Here is a 15,832-nt window from a genome sequence, read left to right as displayed (position 1 = left end):
TTGCGGTAAGCGCAGCGTCGCAGTGGTTGCCGAACCCGGCAAGAGGCGGTTTCCCGGCGGCCCGGTAATTGTTCAGCCGGTGACAAACGGTCCGGTGTGGACGCTCAGGTGGCGCACTGCCGGGCCTGCTGCGGGCTGTGACGTCCGGGGCTTCGCCCCGGGCCGGGGGCTCCGCCACCCGGACCCCCCGCAGGACGGTCGAGGCGCTCCAGCAGCGCGGGATCCAGCCCGCGCAGCGCGGCCATGACGAACCCGGCGGCCAGTTCCCCCGCGGCGATCGGGTCGAGCCCCGGCGAGTGGGAGACGTGCATCGCGGCCCGGCCGACCAGGCCGACCATCATCGCCCCGAGCAGGTCCGCGCCGGAACCGGCCGGGCGCCCGTGGGCGAGCAGATGCTCGCGCACCTGGCCGACCACGTGGGCGGCGATGGAATCGGCCAGCTCGCGGCGCTCGTTCGACATCTCGTCGACGGCCGAATCGAACAGCAGCCGGAAACTCTCCGGGTGGGCGCCGGCGTAGCCGAACATGGCCATCACCGACAGCCGGACGCGTTCCTCGAGCGGGCGCGCGTTCGCCGTTTCGTACGCGCTGATCACCCAGGTGCGCAACGTGGCGACTTCCCGGCGGACCGTGGCGCGGAAAAGGGCGGCTTTGTCGCCGAAATGCGCGTAGAGGGTCGGCTTGGTGGAATCGGCGCGGTCGGCGATCAGCCCCATGGTGGCCTGGGCGTACCCGCGCTCGGCGAAGACGGCGCGCGCGGCGTCGAGCAGCTCGTCGTCGGTGGGCCGGGCGGCCGGGCTGCGGCGAGCGCTGGATCGATCAGGGGAACTCTGCCGGCTCATGGAGGTGTACTCTACGGTCTCCCCAGCTTTACTGACCGGTAAAGCTTGCTCCGTCGCCGTCCCCGGTGGAGGAAACCCTGGTGTCCCGCGACAGTGCTCGGCAACCCGTCCCGGTTCCCCGGGACGCCGGCGAAGAAGTCCTGCGGCGCAAGGAGCTGGCCGCGCTGATGCGCCCGGCCCTGCCGGCGCTGACCGACTGGATCGTCCGGGAGGTGCTGCGGGCGGTCCCGGTCTACGCCCGGCCCGGAGACGGTTCGTACGCCCGCGTGGCCCGGCACGGCGTCGAGTGCGCCGTCGCGCTCTTCGTGGACCTCGTCGAGGATCCGCTGGCCTCGCGCGACCGGCTGTACGAGACGTGCCGCGAGCTCGGCGCGGGCGAGGCGCGCGAGGGTCGGACCCTCGACGACCTCCAGGCCGCCTACCGCGTGGGCACCCGCGTCGGCTGGCGCTGGATCATGCGGCTGGGCCGGCGGCACCGGCTCTCCTCCGCGGTCATGGCGCAGCTGGCCGAGATGCTGTTCGGCTACGCGGACGAGCTCGCCCGGATGTCGAGCCGGGGCCACCGCGAGACGTGGACGGAGATCGAGGGCACCCGGGCGGGCCTGCGGCGGCGGCTGCTGCGGCTGCTGACCGGCCCGGGCACCATCCCGGACGCGGTGCTCGCCGAACTCGCGGCGGCGGCGGGCTGGCCGGTGCCCCGCGAGGTGGCGGCGGTCGCCGCGGAAACGACGGTGGGCACCTCCTGGGGGTCCGACGTCCTCGCCGACCTCGACCCACCACAGCCGTACCTGCTGCTGCCCGCCCCGGTGGACGCACGCACTCTGACGCGGCTCGGCACGCGCGTCGCGGTCGGGCCGCCGACGGACCTCGGCGCGGCGGCGCATTCCCTGCGCTGGGCCCGCACCGCGCTGCGGCTGGTGGCGGACGGCGCGCTCCCGGACACCCCGGTGACGTGGTGCACCGACCACCTGACGGAGCTGTGGCTGCTGTCGGACTCGCCGCTGGCCGAGCAGGTCGCCCGGCAGGAACTGGCCCCGCTCGAACAGTTCCCGGAGCGGACGCGTCGCCGGCTGGGCGAGACCCTGCTGTCCTGGCTGCAGAACGGCGGCAACTCCGAGAAGATCGCGGTCGACCTTTCGGTGCACCCCCAGACGGTCCGCTACCGCGTGCGTCAGCTGAAGCAGGCCTTCGGTGATCGCCTCGACGATCCCGACGCGCGGTTCGCCATGCAGGCCGCGCTGCGCGCGTCCGGCCTGCGGATCGCCCGGAACGAGTTCTCCCCTCCCGACGAGTAGGCGGCGTCCCGGCCCGGCTCCCCACCTTGTCCCCGGCGAGAACATGTTCTAGTTTTGGGGGCGGAAGGTGGTGTGCCGGTGAAGACGGAGCTGGGCCTGGCCGGGACGGTGGTGCTGGTCACCGGCGGCGTCCGCGGCGTGGGCCGGGGCATCGCCGGCGTGTTCCTCGCCCACGGCGCCCACGTCGTGGTGTGCGCGCGGCGCGAAGCACCCACCGAGGCGGAGTTCGTCGCGTGCGACGTCCGCGACGAGCAGCAGGTCGCCGCCTTGGTCGAAGGGATCGTCGAGCGGCACGGGCGCCTGGACGTCGTCGTCAACAACGCGGGCGGAGCGCCGTTTGTGCCGGCAGCGGAGGCACCGCCGCGCCTGCACGAGAAGATCGTCCAGCTCAACCTGCTGGCCCCCCTGCTGGTCGCGCAGCACGCCAACGCGGTCATGCAGCGCCAGGACGCCGGCGGCTCGATCGTGATGATCTCCAGCGTGAGCGGGACACGGCCGTCGCCAGGAACGGCGGCTTACGGCGCCGCCAAGGCCGGGCTGGACAACCTCACCGCGAGCCTGGCGGTCGAGTGGGCCCCGAAGGTCCGGGTCAACGCCCTCGACGTCGGCATGGTGCGGACCGAGCAGGCGCACCTGCACTACGGCAGCGAGGCCGCCGTCGAGGCGGTCGGGAAGACCGTCCCGCTGGGCCGGCTGGCCGAGCCGGAAGAGGTGGGTGCCTGCGCCGCGTTCCTGGCCTCCGGTCTGGCTTCCTACGTCTCCGGCGCGACCCTGCGCGTGCACGGCGGCGGTGAGCTCCCGGCGTTCCTCGCCGCGGCCGACGTCAACCATCGGGAGGATTCGTGAGCGGGTTGTGCCAGGACCGGGTGGTCGTGGTGACCGGCGCCGGCCGCGGCATCGGACGGGCGCACGCGCTGGCGTTCGCGGCCGAAGGCGCGTCGGTGGTGGTGAACGACGTGGAGGAGGGCGTGACCGCCGAAGTCGTCGCGGAGGTCGAGGCGCTCGGTGGGAAGGCGGTGGCCGACACCTCCGACGTCGCCGACTGGGCCGGGGCGAAACAGCTGATCGGCACCGCGGTGGCGAGCTTCGGCCGCTTGGACGTGCTGGTCAACAACGCGGGGTTCGTCCGGGACCGGATGCTGGTCAACCTCGCCGAGGACGAGTGGGACGCGGTCGTGCGCGTGCACCTCAAGGGACATTTCGCGCCGCTGCGCCACGCTGCGGAACACTGGCGGGCCGAAGCCAAGGCGGGACGGACGCCGAGTGCCCGGGTGATCAACACGAGTTCGGGCGCCGGGCTGCTCGGCAGCGTGGGCCAGGGGAACTACTCGGCGGCGAAGGCGGGCATCGCGGGGTTGACGGTGGTGGCGGCCGCGGAACTCGCGCGCTACGGCGTGACGGTCAACGCGATCGCGCCGGCCGCGCGGACCCGGATGACCGAGGCGGTGTTCGCCTCGATGGCGCGGCCGGACACCGGCTTCGACGCGATGGCGCCGGAGAACGTTTCGCCGCTGGTCGTGTGGCTGGGCAGCGCGGAGTCCGGGCACGTCACCGGGCGGGTGTTCGAGGTCGAGGGCGGCAAGGTCTCCCTGGCGCAGGGCTGGCGGCACGGCCCGGTCGTGGACAAGGGCGAGCGGTGGGACCCGGCGGAACTCGGCGCCGTGGTGAAGGAGCTGCTCGAGCGCGCGCCCGAGCCCGAACCCGTCTACGGAGCGAACTGATGGGCATCCTGACCAAGCGTGATGGCCACGTCGAGGTCGTCACGGTCGACTTCCCGCCGGTGAACGCGCTGCCGGTGCAAGGCTGGTTCGACCTCGCCGACGCGCTCACGCAGGCGGGCCGCGACCCCGAGGTGCACGTGGTGGTCCTCCGCGCGGAAGGCCGCGGGTTCAACGCGGGCGTGGACATCAAGGAGATCCAGCGCAGTGCCGGTTACGACGCACTGGTCGGCGCCAACCGGGGCTGTTACGCGGCTTTCGGCGCCGTCTACGAGTGCGCGGTGCCGGTGGTCGCCGCGGTGCACGGCTTCTGCCTGGGCGGGGGGATCGGCCTGGTCGGCAACGCCGACGTGATCATCGCCTCGGACGACGCCACGTTCGGGGTCCCGGAGGTGGAACGGGGTGCGCTGGGCGCGGCCACGCACCTCGCGCGGCTCGTCCCGCAGCACCTGATGCGCACGCTGTACTTCACCGCCCGCAAGATCACCGCCGCCGAGCTGCACGCGCACGGTTCGGTCTACCGGGTGGTGCCGCGCGCGGACCTCGACGACGCGGCCCTGGACATCGCCCGGGACATCGCGAAGAAGGACCCGCGGGTGATCCGGGCGGCGAAAGAGGCCCTGAACGGCATCGACACCCAGCAGGTGCACCGCAGCTACCGCTTCGAGCAGGGCTTCACCTTCGAGCTCAACCTGCTCGGCGCGTCCGACGAAGCCCGCGAGGAGTTCTTGAATGGCCGATAAGCGCACGACCGCCGACGAGGTGGCGGCCGAGCTTCGTGACGGCATGACCATCGGGATCGGCGGGTGGGGTTCCCGGCGCAAGCCGATGGCCCTGGTCCGGGCGATCCTGCGCAGCCCGGTGCGGGACCTCACCGTCGTCTCCTACGGCGGCCCGGACGTCGGCCTGCTCTGTGCGGCGGGCAAGGTGAAGCGGGTCCTGTTCGGGTTCGTCACGCTGGATTCGATCCCGTTCGACCCGTGGTTCGGCCGCGCCCGCGAGACCGGGGCGATCGAGGTGACCGAGTACGACGAGGGCATGTTCGGCACGGCCCTGTCGGCGGCGATGCAGCGGCTTCCGTTCCTGCCCACGCGGGCGGGGCTGGGCTCGGAGGTGATGCGCGCCAACCCCGGCCTCCGCACGGTGCGTTCGCCGTACGAGGACGGCGAGGAGCTGGTGGCGGTCCCGGCGCAGCACCTGGACGTGGCGCTGGTGCACCTCAACCGCGCGGACGCCCGCGGCAACGCCCAGTACCTCGGCCCGGACCCGTACTTCGACGAGCTGTTCGCCCTGGCCGCCGGAAAGTGCTTCGTGTCGGTGGAAAAGGTCGTCGAGACGGCCGAGCTGACCGCGGGCGGGCCGGTGCAGTCGCTGCTGCTCAACCGCGGAGCCGTCGCCGGGGTGGTGGAGGCGCCGCGGGGCGCGCACTTCACCACGGCAGTGCCGGATTACGGGCGCGATGAACGGTTCCAGCGTCACTACGCGGCTTGCGCGAAGGACCTCGACGCGTGGCCGGGTTTCGTGGACCGGTTCCTGTCGGGGGACGAGCGCGGTTATCTGTCCGAAGTGGACAAATTCGAGGCGGAGGCGGCATGAGCGCGACCCGGGCCGAGATCGTCGTGGTGGCGATGGCCGAGGTGTTCCGCGGCGACGGCGAGATCGTGGCCAGCCCGATGGGCCTCATCCCGCAGCTGGGCGCCAAGCTCGCGCGGCTGACCTTCGAGCCGGACCTGCTCATGTCCGACGGCGAGGCCTCCCTGATGACCACCGGCGGCGTGGTCGAAGGCTGGCAGCCGTTCCGGAAGATGCTGGACACGATCGTCCCGCACGGAGGCCGCCACGTCGTGATGGGCGCCAACCAGATCGACCGGTACGGCAACCAGAACATCTCCGCCATCGGCGACCACGCCCGCCCGAAGAAGCAGCTGCTCGGCGTGCGGGGCGCGCCGGGCAACACCGTCAACCACCGCACCAGTTACTGGGTGCCCCGGCACTCCACGCGGGTGTTCGTGGACACAGTGGACGTCGTGTCGGGCGTCGGCTACGACAACGCGGCGAAGGCGGGTCCGTCGGCGCAGAAGTACCACGACGTGCACCGGGTCGTCTCCAACCTGGGGGTGTTCGACTTCGGCGGCCCCGAGCACGCCATGCGGGCGGTGTCCCTGCACCCGGGGGTCACGCGGGACGAGGTCGTGGCGGCGACGACGTTCGAGATCGACTTCACCGGCACCGGGACCAGCCGCGCACCGGCCGACGAGGAACTGCGGCTGATCCGCGAGGTGCTGGACCCGAAGAGCTTGCGCGACAAGGAAGTTCCCGCGTGAAGACGGCCCTGACCCGGCTGGTGGGCGTCGAGCACCCCGTCGTCCAGACCGGCATGGGCTGGGTCGCCGGGCCGCGGCTGGTCTCGGCGACCGCGGAAGCCGGCGCCCTCGGCATCCTCGCCTCCGCCACCATGACGTTCGGCGAACTGGAAGCGGCCATCACCGAGGTCCGGAAACGGACGGAGAAGCCGTTCGGCGTGAACCTCCGCGCCGACGCGGCCGACGCCGGTGCGCGCGTCGACCTGCTGATCCGCGAGGGCGTGAAGGTCGCTTCGTTCGCACTCGCGCCGCGGAAGGAGATGATCGCGAAACTGCGGGACCACGGGATCGTCGTGATCCCGTCGGTCGGCGCCGCCCGGCACGCCGAAAAGGTCGCCGCCTGGGGCGCGGACGCCGTCATCGTCCAGGGCGGCGAAGGCGGCGGGCACACCGGAGGCGTGGCCACCACGCTGCTGCTGCCCTCGGTGCTGGACGCCGTCGACATCCCGGTCGTCGCCGCCGGAGGCTTCTTCGACGGCCGCGGGCTCGCCGCCGCCCTCGCCTACGGCGCGGCCGGGGTCGCGATGGGCACCCGCTTCCTGCTGAGCAAGGAGAGCACGGTCCCCGACGAGGTCAAGCGCCGCTACCTCGAGCAGGGTCTGAACGGGACGGTCGTCACCCGGCGGGTCGACGGGCTCCCGCACCGCGTGCTGCGCACCGACCTCGTCGAGAAGCTCGAACGCGCCGGCCGGGTCCGCGGCCTGGCGCAGGCCGCCCGCAACGCCGTGCGCTTCCGGAATATCACCGGCCTGTCCCCGGTTGCGATGCTGCGAGAAGGCTTCGCGATGAAGCACGGCAACGATCTGACGTGGAACCAGCTGGTCATGGCGGCCAACACCCCGATGCTGCTGCGGGCGGGACTGGTCGAAGGCCGGACGGACGCGGGAGTGCTAGCGTCGGGACAGGTGGTGGGCATGATCCACGACCTGCCCACGGTGGCGCAGATCGTCGACGGCACGGTGGCCGAGGCGGGTGAGATCCTGCGGCGGCTCGGCCGGCAAACGGGAGGATGAGAGAGCGTGGCGTTGAAGGTCGGATACAAGGCGTCTGCGGAGCAGTTCGGGCCGCGGGACCTGGTCGAGTACGCCGTGCGCGCCGAAGAGGTGGGTCTCGACTCGGTCTGGGTGTCCGACCACTTCCTGCCCTGGCGGCACGAAGGCGGCCACGCCCCGTTCGCGCTGGCCTGGATGCCGGCGGTGGCCGAGCGGACGAAGCGGGTGCAGATCGGCACGAGCGTGCTGACCCCGACGTTCCGGTACAACCCGGCGGTGATCGCGCAGGCGTTCGCGACGATGTCGCTGCTGTCGAACGGCCGCGTGATCCTGGGCGTCGGCACCGGTGAGGCGCTGAACGAGATCGCCGTGTCGGGGCGGGAATGGCCGGAGTTCAAGGAGCGCTTCGCCCGGCTGCGGGAGTCGATCAAGCTGATCCGCGAGCTGTGGACCAGCGACAACGTCAACTTCGAAGGCGACTACTACCAGCTGGTCAACGCCAAGATCTACGACCGGCCGGAGCAGCCGGTGCCGGTGTACGTCGCCGCGGGCGGCCCGGTCGTCGCGAAGTACGCGGGCCGTTCGGGCGAGGGGTTCATCTGCACCTCGGGCAAGGGCATGGACCTCTACACCGAGAAGCTGATCCCGGCGGTGAAGGAAGGCGCTTCCGCCGCGGAGCGCGATGCCGGGAGCATCGACCGGACCATCGAGATCAAGCTGTCCTACGACCGGGACGCCGAGCAGGCGCTGGAGAACACGCGGTTCTGGGCGCCGCTGTCGCTGACGGCGGAGCAGAAGCACACGGTGTCCTCGGCCGAGGAGATGGAGCGGCTGGCCGACGAGCTGCCGATCGAGCAGGTCGCGAAGCGGTGGATCGTGGCGTCGGACCCGGACGAGGCCGTGGCGCAGATCAAGCCGTACCTCGACGCGGGCCTCAACCACCTCGTGTTCCACGGCCCCGGCCACGACCAGGAGCGGTTCCTGACCCAGTTCTCCGAGGACGTCCTGCCGAAGCTGCGCGCCCTCGGCTGACCCCGGCGATCAGAGCCGTTCGATGATGGTGACGTTGGCGGTGCCGCCGCCTTCGCACATCGTCTGCAGCCCGTAACGTCCGCCGCGGCGCTCCAGCTCGTGCAGGAGCGTGGCGAGGAGCTTGGTGCCGGTGGCCCCGATCGGGTGGCCGAGGGCGATCCCGCCCCCGTTCACGTTGACCCGGTCGGGGTCCGCGCCGGTCTCGTCCAGCCAGGCCAGCACGACGCTGGCGAACGCCTCGTTGACCTCGAACAGGTCGATGTCCTCGACGGTGAGCCCGCTCTTGCGCAGGGCGTGCGCCGTGGCCGGGATCGGGCCCGTCAGCATCCACACCGGGTCCGCCGCCCGCACCGACAGGTGGTGGATGCGCGCCCGCGGCGTCAGGCCGTGCTCCTCCACGAACGCCTCCGACGCCAGGAGGGCCGCGCTCGCGCCGTCGGAAATCTGGCTGGCCACCGCCGCCGTCAGCCGTGAACCCTCGCTCAGCGGCTTCAGGCCGCGCATGCGCTCCAGGCTGGTGTCCCGGCGCGGCCCTTCGTCGTGCCGGAAGTCCTCGACCGGCACGGTTTCCGCGTCGAACCGGCCTTCGTCGATGGCCGACAGCGCCCGCCGGTGGCTGCGCAACGCGTACTCCTCCATGTCCGCGCGGCTGAGGTCCCAGTGCCCGGCGATCATCTCGGCGCTGCGGAACTGCGAGACCTCGGCACTGCCGTAGCGCTCCTGCCAGCCCTTCGAACCCGAGAACGGGTCGTCGAAGCCGTACTCGCGCCCGGCCAGCATCGCCGCGCTGATCGGGATGCGGCTCATGTTCTGCACACCCCCGGCCAGCACCAGGTCCTGCGTCCCCGACATGACGGCCTGGGCGGCGAAGTGCACGGCCTGCTGGCTGGACCCGCACTGCCGGTCGACCGTCACGCCCGGCACGTGGTCGCCGAACCCGGCCGCGAGCCACGCGGTGCGCGCGATGTTGCCGGACTGCGGGCCGAGGGTGTCGGTGCAGCCGAGGATGACGTCGTCGACCAGGTCCGGGTCGACGCCGGCGCGCTCGACGACGGCCTTGATGACGTGCGCGCCGAGGTCGGCGGAGTGCCATCCGGACAGTGCGCCGCCACGCCGTCCGACGGGCGTGCGGACCGCGTCGAGGAGGAAGGCTTCGGGCACGGGGGCTCCTAGGGGTGCTGGCTGCTGACGGAGACGACTTCGCCGGTGAGGTAGCTCGCGTAGTCGCTGGCGAGGAAGACCATGACGTTGGCGACTTCCCACGGTTCGGCTGCGCGGCCGAACGCTTCCCGCTTGGTGAGGTCTTCGAGGAGTTCGTCGCTGGTCACCTTGGCGAGGAACGGGTGCATGGCGAGGCTCGGCGCGACGGCGTTGATCCGCACGCCGTGTTCGGCGGCGTCGAGGGCGGAACACCGGGTCAACGCCATGACTCCGGCCTTGGCGGCGGCGTAGTGCGCCTGCCCGGCTTGGGCGCGCCAGCCGATCACGGACGCGTTGTTGACGATGGATCCGCCACCGCCCTGGGCGACGAACTGCTTCAAGGCCGCGCGGGTGCAGCGGAAGGTGCCGGTGAGGGTGATGTCGAGGACCTTCGCCCACTCCTCGTCGGCCATCTCCAGCACGGACTTCGTGCCACCGAGACCGGCGTTGTTGATCATCACGTCGAGGCGGCCGAAGTGGTCCACCGCGCCGTCGACCAGGCCCTGGACGTGGTCTTCGCGGGTGACGTCGCAGGTGATGGCGTGCACCTTGCCCAGCTCGGCCAGTTCGGCCGCCTTCTCGGCGAGGCGGCGTTCGTGCCAGTCGCTGACGACCACGCTCGCGCCCTCTTCGAGGCAGCGTTTCGCCACGGCGGAGCCGATCCCGGTCCCCGCGGCGGCGGTGACCACGACGACCTTCCCCCGCAGCAGGTCGTGGCCGGGCGGGTAGGTCGGGATCACGGGCGGGCCTCCCTGGGCAGGCCGAGCACGCGCTCGGCGATGATGGTGCGTTCGATCTCGTCCGAGCCGCCGTAGATGGTGTCGGCGCGGGTGAACAGGAACAGCCGCTGCCAGTCGTCGAGTTCGGCGCCCTCGGCGGTCATCGACCGGGCGCCGCGGGCGCGCACGGCGAGCTCGCCGAGCCCGCGGTGCCACTGGGCCCACAGCAGTTTGCCGACGGCGACCTCCGGTCCGGCGGCCCGGCCGAGGGTGCGGACCGCGTGCGCGCGCAGGACGCGCAGCCCGATGCGGGCGCGGGCGAGGTCGGCCCGCAGCAACGGGTCGTCGTAGGTGCCGAGCCGCTTCGCTTCGGCGGTGATGTCGTCGAGCTCGCGGCGGAACCCGATCTGCTGGCCCAGCGTGGAGACGCCGCGTTCGAAGCCGAGCGTGGCCATGGCGATCTTCCAGCCCTCGCCGGGCTCGCCGACGACCAGGCCGGCGGCGGTGCGGGCGTCGTCGAAGAAGACCTCGTTGAACTCCGAAGTGCCGGTGAGCTGCCGGATCGGCCGGATCGTGACGCCGTCCTGGCGCAGGGGGACCAGGAGGTAGGACAGGCCGTGGTGGCGCTGCGAGCCGGGTTCGGTGCGGGCGACGACGAAGCACCAGTCGGCCACGTGGGCCAGTGACGTCCAGATCTTCTGGCCGTTGACCACCCACTCGCCGTCGCGCAGGACCGCCGAGGTCGAGACGGCGGCGAGGTCGGAGCCGGCGCCGGGTTCGGAGTAGCCCTGGCACCAGAGTTCTTCGACGGCGGCGATCTTCGGCAGGAACCGCTGTTGCTGGTCCGGGGTGCCGAAGGCGATCAGGGTCGGCCCGAGGAGCTGTTCGCCGATGTGGTTGACCCGCGCCGGGGCGCCCGACGCGGCGTACTCCTCGTGGAAGGCGACCTGCTCCGCCAGGGACAGCCCGCGGCCGCCGTGTTCGGCCGGCCAGCCGACGCAGGTCCAGCCGGCCGCGGCCAGGTGGCGCTCCCACGCGAGGCGCAGGTCGAACTCCTCGTGCTCCCGTCCCGGGCCCCCGAGCCCGCGCAGCCGGGCGAACTCGCCGGTCAGGTTGCCCGCGAGCCAGCCCGCGACTTCGCTGCGGAATCGCGTAAGTGCCACGCACGCCTCCTTGCTGCCGGGCCGGTCCGGCACCTAGGGTAATGAGAACACGTTCTACTTTGCCGGTCCAGAGGAGGCTGTGGTGGGACAGACCACGATCCCGGCCGTCGTCCGCGATGCCGCCGCGAAGTTCGGGTCCGCGGAGGCACTGGTCGACGGCCCGGTGCGGCTCGGCTACGACCAGCTTCTGGAACGTGTTCAAACCGCCGCGCGGGCGTTCGCCGCGGCCGGCGTCCGTGCGGGCGACCGGGTCGCGATCGCGCTGCCCAACACCCACCACTGGGTCGTCGCGGCGCTCGGTGCCCTCTACGCGGGCGCCGCCCTGATCCCGGTCAACACCCGCTTCACCGCCACCGAGACGGTCGACCTGCTCGTCCGCGGCCGGGCGAAGGCGCTCGTCGTGGCCGCCGACTTCCTCGGCACCGACCGCCACGCCGCGATCCGGGAGACCGGCGCGCGGCTGCCGGACCTCGGCACCGTCGTCCGGGTGCCGCTGCAGGAGCCGCACCGGCCGGTCGAGGGCACGCTGGGCTGGGACGAGTTCCTGGCGACGGCCGAGCGGGTCCCGCCGTCCGAAGCCGAGGCACGGGCGGACGCCGTCGGCCCGGACGACGTCAGCGACGTCCTCTTCACCTCCGGCACCAGCGGCCGGTCCAAGGGCGTGCTTTCGGCCCACCGCCAGACGGTCGAGGTGGCCGCGGCGTGGGCGGAGTGCGGTCAGGTCACCGCGGACGACCGGTACCTGGTGATCAACCCGTTCTTCCACAGCTTCGGCTACAAGGCGGGCATCGTGGTCGGCCTGCTGACCGGCGCGACGATCGTCCCGCAGGCGGTCTTCGACGTCCGCGAGGCGCTGAAGGTGATCGAACGGGAGCGGATCTCCGTGGTCCCCGGCGCGCCGACGATCTTCCAGTCCCTGCTGCACGAACCGCGCAAGGGCGACCTCTCGTCGCTGCGGCTCGCGGTCACCGGAGCGGCCACCGTGCCCGCCTCGCTCGTGCGCCGGATGCGCTCCGAACTCGGGTTCGAGACGGTCCTGACCGCCTACGGCCTGACCGAAGCCGTCGTGGTGACGATGTGCCGCCCCGGCGACGCCGCGGAACTCGTCGCGAGCACGTCGGGCCGGGCGACCGCGGGCTTCGAGGTGGCGATCCAGGGTTCGCCGGGCGAGATCGTGGTGCGCGGGCCGAACGTGATGCTCGGCTACCTCGACGACCCGGAGGCCACCGCGAAAGCCGTCGACGGACAGGGCTGGCTGCACACCGGCGACGTCGGGGAGCTCGACGACGGCGGCAACCTCACCATCACCGGCCGGCTCAAGGACATGTACATCTGCGGCGGCTTCAACGTCTACCCGGCCGAGGTCGAACACGCGCTGACCGAACTGGACGGCGTCCGGGACGTCGCCGTCGTCGGCGTCCCGGACGAGCGGCTCGGCGAGGTCGGCAAGGCGTTCGTCGTCGGCACCGGGCTGACGGAGGAGGCGGTCGTCGCCTTCTGCCGCGAGCGGCTCGCCAACTACAAGACCCCGCGGTTCGTCGAGTTCCTGGACGAACTGCCCCGCAACGCTTCCGGCAAGGTGCTGAAGCGGCTGCTGACCGAGGAGAACGCATGAGTGAATCGGTGGTCCGGTCGCAGCGGCGGGGACCGGTCGCGGTGGTGACGATGAACCGGCCGGAATACCGCAACGCCCAGAATTCGGCCATGACCTACGCCCTCGACGACGCCTTCACCGAGGCGGTGAACGATCCCGAGGTCAAGGTGATCGTGCTGGCCGGCGAAGGGAAGCACTTCTCGGCGGGGCACGACATCGGCAGCCCGGGCCGGGACGCGGACCAGTCGTTCGACCGGCGGGCGGTGCTGTGGTGGGACCACACCGACCGGGCGGGCGGTGACCAGCGGTTCGCCCGCGAGTCCGAGGTCTACCTGGGGATGTGCCGCCGGTGGCGGGAAATCCCGAAGCCGATGATCGCCAGCGTCCAGGGCGCGTGCATCGCGGGCGGGCTGATGCTGGCCTGGGTCTGCGACCTCATCGTCGCTTCCGACGACGCGTTCTTCGCCGATCCGGTCGTGCGGATGGGGATTCCGGGAGTCGAGTACTTCGCGCACCCGTGGGTGCTGGGTCCCCGCGCCGCGAAGGAAGTCCTGTTCACCGGCGAGCGGTTCACGGTGCAGCAGGCCAAGGAGTGGGGGATGGTCACGCGGATCGTGCCGCGCGCGGAACTGGAGGAGCACACGCTGGAACTCGCCGGGAAGATCGCCGGGATGCCCTCGTTCGGGCTGGCGCTGGCGAAGAAGGCGGTCAACCAGGCCGAGGACCTGATGGGGTTGCGGTCCGGCATGGATTCGGTGTTCGGGCTGCACCACTTCGCGCACGCCCACAACGCGGAGACCTCGGAAGACGCCCTGGGTGGGCAGTCCGCGCGGTCGATGCGCGACGCGAACAAGGGGGCCTGATGGACCTCGACGTCGACGAGGCTTCGGCGGCCTTCCGCGCCGAGGCCCGGGACTGGCTGGCCGCGCACGTCCGCGTGCTGCCGTCGATGGACACCGCCGAGGGGTTCGAGGCGCACCGCGAGTGGGAAGCCGAACTCGCCGAGGCACGCTGGTCGGTGGTGTCCTGGCCGCGCGAGTACCACGGCCGGGACGCGTCGATGCTGCAGTGGCTGCTGTTCGAGGAGGAGTACTACGCCTCCGGCGCGCCGGGGCGGGTGTCGCAGAACGGCATCTTCATGCTGGGCCCGACGTTGTTCGCGCACGGCACCCGGGAACAGCGCGATCGCGTCCTGCCGCCGATGGCCCGCGGCGAGCAGGTGTGGGCCCAGGCCTGGTCGGAGCCCGAGGCCGGGAGTGACATCGCCGCGTTGCGCAGCACGGCGGTGCGCACCGACGGCGGCTGGCTGCTGTCGGGGCAGAAGACGTGGAGTTCGCGGGCGACCTTCGCCGACCGCGCGTTCGGGCTGTTCCGGACCGACCCGGAAGCCCAGCGCCACCACGGCCTGACGTACTTCATGGCCGATCTGCGGGCCGAGGGGGTCACGGTCCGGCCGATCCCGCAGCTGGACGGAGAGCCGGGGTTCGCGGAGATCTTCTTCGATTCCGTGTTCGTCCCCGACGAGGACGTGATCGGGGAGGCCGGCCAGGGCTGGCGGGTCGCGATGACGACCGCGAACAACGAGCGTGGCCTGTCGCTGCGCAGCCCGGGCCGGTTCCTCGCCGCCGCCGACCGGCTGGTGGACCTCTGGCGCGACAGCGGCGAGCCGTCGGCCACCCGGGACCGGGTGGCGGACGCCTGGATCGGCGCCCGCGCCTACCAGCTCTACACGTTCGGGACGGTCAGCAGGCTGGCCGAGGGCGAAGAGCCGGGGCCCGAGTCGAGCGTCAACAAGCTGTTCTGGTCGCACCTCGACGTCGAACTCCACGAGACCGCGCTCGACGTGCTCGGCCCGGCCGCGGAGACCGCGCAGAGCTGGGTCGACGGCTACCTGTTCTCCCTGGCCGGCCCGATCTACGGCGGCACCGACCAGATCCAGCGCAACACCATCGCCGAACGGCTGCTGAAGCTCCCGAGGGAGGCTCGCCGATGATGTTCCGGCTCTCGCCCGAGCAACGGCAGTTCGCCGCGACGCTGCACGAGCTGCTGGGCGGCGCGGACACCGCGGCCGCCGCCCGGGCCTGGGCGGCGGGGGAACACGACCGCGGCCTCAAGCTCTGGGGCGCGCTCGCCGACGTCGGTGTCTTCGCGCTGCTGGTGGACCAGGAGCACGGTGGCCTCGGCGCCGGACTGGTGGACCTGGTGGTCGCCTGCGAAGCGCTCGGCTACCACGCGGTCCCCGGCCCGCTCGTCGAGTCGGCGGCGGTCGCCCCGGCGCTGCTGACCGGCCACCGGCTCACCTCCCTCGCCGAGGGTGATCTCGTGGCGACCGTCGTCGCGCCGCCGGAGGTGCCCTTGGCCCTCGACGCCGACATCGCGGGCGTGGTCCTCGACCTCACCGGCGCGGAGTGCCCCGGCGCCCGGACCGAGCCCGTGCGTTCGATCGATCCGCCGCGGCGGTTGTTCCGGGTCCCCGCCGAGGCCGGCCGATCGGACGGCGCCGCGTTCGACCGCGGGGTGCTGGCCGTCGCCGCCCAGCTGCTGGGGGCGGCCCAGTGGCTGCTCGACACCTCGGTGGCGTACGCGAAACAACGCAAGCAGTACGGCCGGTTCATCGGCGAGTACCAGGCGATCAAGCACCTCCTCGCCGACGTCGTCACCCGGCTCGAGCTGGCCCGGCCGCTGCTCCACGGCGCGGCCGTCGCGGGGGAGACCTTCGCCCGTGACGTCTCGGCGGCGAAGGTCATGGCCGGCGAGGCCGCCCTGCTCGCCGCGCGGACCGCGCTGCAGGTGCACGGCGCCATCGGCTACACGGCCGAGCACGACCTCGGGCTCCGGCTGACGAAGGTGCGGGCGCTGGCCGGGGCGTGGGGGACCGGGTCGTTCCACCGCGAGCGGGTCCTGCGGTGACCGA

16 protein-coding genes are annotated in these 15,832 nt (G+C 72.2%); 12 read left to right on the top strand and 4 right to left on the bottom strand.

Translation table 11 applies throughout. From position 1 onward, the window contains the following. Positions 1 to 104: 104 nt before the first annotated feature. Positions 105 to 842 (bottom strand): TetR/AcrR family transcriptional regulator, encoded by a 738-nt coding sequence (locus ACLJQE_RS11155; RefSeq protein ID WP_410639070.1) that lies wholly within the window; start codon positions 840 to 842, stop codon positions 105 to 107. 80 nt (positions 843 to 922) lie between these two features. Here ACLJQE_RS11155 and ACLJQE_RS11150 point away from each other — a divergent pair, with 80 nt between their 5' ends. From ACLJQE_RS11150 to fgd, 8 genes are all read left to right on the top strand, one after another. Beyond that, on the top strand, positions 923 to 2,137 hold the full coding sequence (locus ACLJQE_RS11150) for a helix-turn-helix domain-containing protein (protein ID WP_410639069.1): 1,215 nt from the start codon (positions 923 to 925) through the stop codon (positions 2,135 to 2,137). A 78-nt stretch (positions 2,138 to 2,215) separates the two neighbouring features. Beyond that, positions 2,216 to 2,983 (top strand): SDR family oxidoreductase, encoded by a 768-nt coding sequence (locus ACLJQE_RS11145; protein ID WP_410639068.1) that lies wholly within the window; start codon positions 2,216 to 2,218, stop codon positions 2,981 to 2,983. Further along, the gene (locus ACLJQE_RS11140) at positions 2,980 to 3,858 is read left to right on the top strand and encodes an SDR family oxidoreductase (protein ID WP_410639067.1); all 879 of its coding nucleotides are present in this window, start codon (positions 2,980 to 2,982) and stop codon (positions 3,856 to 3,858) included. Before ACLJQE_RS11145 ends, ACLJQE_RS11140 begins: the two co-directional genes overlap by 4 nt. Then, complete coding sequence (locus ACLJQE_RS11135) at positions 3,858 to 4,598, top strand: enoyl-CoA hydratase family protein (RefSeq protein ID WP_410639066.1); 741 nt, start codon at positions 3,858 to 3,860, stop codon at positions 4,596 to 4,598. The genes ACLJQE_RS11140 and ACLJQE_RS11135 overlap by 1 nt, the downstream gene beginning before the upstream one ends. Next, positions 4,588 to 5,451, top strand: a complete 864-nt coding sequence (locus ACLJQE_RS11130; RefSeq protein ID WP_410639065.1) for a CoA transferase subunit A — start codon at positions 4,588 to 4,590, stop codon at positions 5,449 to 5,451. Before ACLJQE_RS11135 ends, ACLJQE_RS11130 begins: the two co-directional genes overlap by 11 nt. Further along, positions 5,448 to 6,179 (top strand): CoA-transferase subunit beta, encoded by a 732-nt coding sequence (locus tag ACLJQE_RS11125; RefSeq protein ID WP_410639064.1) that lies wholly within the window; start codon positions 5,448 to 5,450, stop codon positions 6,177 to 6,179. The genes ACLJQE_RS11130 and ACLJQE_RS11125 overlap by 4 nt, the downstream gene beginning before the upstream one ends. Continuing rightward, positions 6,176 to 7,231 (top strand): NAD(P)H-dependent flavin oxidoreductase, encoded by a 1,056-nt coding sequence (locus ACLJQE_RS11120; RefSeq protein WP_410639063.1) that lies wholly within the window; start codon positions 6,176 to 6,178, stop codon positions 7,229 to 7,231. The genes ACLJQE_RS11125 and ACLJQE_RS11120 overlap by 4 nt, the downstream gene beginning before the upstream one ends. 6 nt (positions 7,232 to 7,237) lie before the next feature. Then, on the top strand, positions 7,238 to 8,242 hold the full coding sequence (gene fgd / locus ACLJQE_RS11115) for a glucose-6-phosphate dehydrogenase (coenzyme-F420) (RefSeq protein ID WP_410639062.1): 1,005 nt from the start codon (positions 7,238 to 7,240) through the stop codon (positions 8,240 to 8,242). Between the two features lie 9 nt (positions 8,243 to 8,251). Here the strand turns inward: fgd and ACLJQE_RS11110 are convergent, their stop codons facing one another. Genes ACLJQE_RS11110 through ACLJQE_RS11100 form a run of 3 tightly spaced genes read right to left on the bottom strand, consistent with a single transcriptional unit; the run spans position 8,252 to position 11,324 of the window. Then, positions 8,252 to 9,403, bottom strand: coding sequence for an acetyl-CoA C-acetyltransferase (locus ACLJQE_RS11110; RefSeq protein WP_410639061.1), 1,152 nt, complete (start codon positions 9,401 to 9,403; stop codon positions 8,252 to 8,254). Positions 9,404 to 9,411: 8 nt separating this feature from the next. Continuing rightward, complete coding sequence (locus ACLJQE_RS11105) at positions 9,412 to 10,182, bottom strand: SDR family oxidoreductase (RefSeq protein ID WP_410639060.1); 771 nt, start codon at positions 10,180 to 10,182, stop codon at positions 9,412 to 9,414. Further along, positions 10,179 to 11,324, bottom strand: coding sequence for an acyl-CoA dehydrogenase family protein (locus tag ACLJQE_RS11100; RefSeq protein ID WP_410639059.1), 1,146 nt, complete (start codon positions 11,322 to 11,324; stop codon positions 10,179 to 10,181). The genes ACLJQE_RS11105 and ACLJQE_RS11100 overlap by 4 nt, the downstream gene beginning before the upstream one ends. 82 nt (positions 11,325 to 11,406) lie before the next feature. On the opposite strand from ACLJQE_RS11100, the gene ACLJQE_RS11095 reads away from it, so the two are divergent. From ACLJQE_RS11095 to ACLJQE_RS11080, 4 genes are read left to right on the top strand one after another with little or no spacing between them, the layout of a single operon-like run. Continuing rightward, the gene (locus ACLJQE_RS11095) at positions 11,407 to 12,939 is read left to right on the top strand and encodes a FadD3 family acyl-CoA ligase (protein WP_410639058.1); all 1,533 of its coding nucleotides are present in this window, start codon (positions 11,407 to 11,409) and stop codon (positions 12,937 to 12,939) included. After that, positions 12,936 to 13,781 (top strand): enoyl-CoA hydratase, encoded by an 846-nt coding sequence (locus ACLJQE_RS11090; protein WP_410639057.1) that lies wholly within the window; start codon positions 12,936 to 12,938, stop codon positions 13,779 to 13,781. The genes ACLJQE_RS11095 and ACLJQE_RS11090 overlap by 4 nt, the downstream gene beginning before the upstream one ends. Beyond that, positions 13,781 to 14,911 (top strand): acyl-CoA dehydrogenase family protein, encoded by a 1,131-nt coding sequence (locus tag ACLJQE_RS11085; protein WP_410639056.1) that lies wholly within the window; start codon positions 13,781 to 13,783, stop codon positions 14,909 to 14,911. Before ACLJQE_RS11090 ends, ACLJQE_RS11085 begins: the two co-directional genes overlap by 1 nt. Next, complete coding sequence (locus tag ACLJQE_RS11080; RefSeq protein WP_410639055.1) at positions 14,908 to 15,828, top strand: acyl-CoA dehydrogenase family protein; 921 nt, start codon at positions 14,908 to 14,910, stop codon at positions 15,826 to 15,828. The genes ACLJQE_RS11085 and ACLJQE_RS11080 overlap by 4 nt, the downstream gene beginning before the upstream one ends. Positions 15,829 to 15,832: the final 4 nt, after the last annotated feature.

Origin of the sequence: Amycolatopsis sp. lyj-346, from assembly GCF_046548975.1 — a bacterium.
In the GTDB taxonomy this organism is placed as follows: Bacteria; Actinomycetota; Actinomycetes; order Mycobacteriales; family Pseudonocardiaceae; genus Amycolatopsis.
This window is presented reverse-complemented; position numbering and strand designations above follow the sequence as displayed.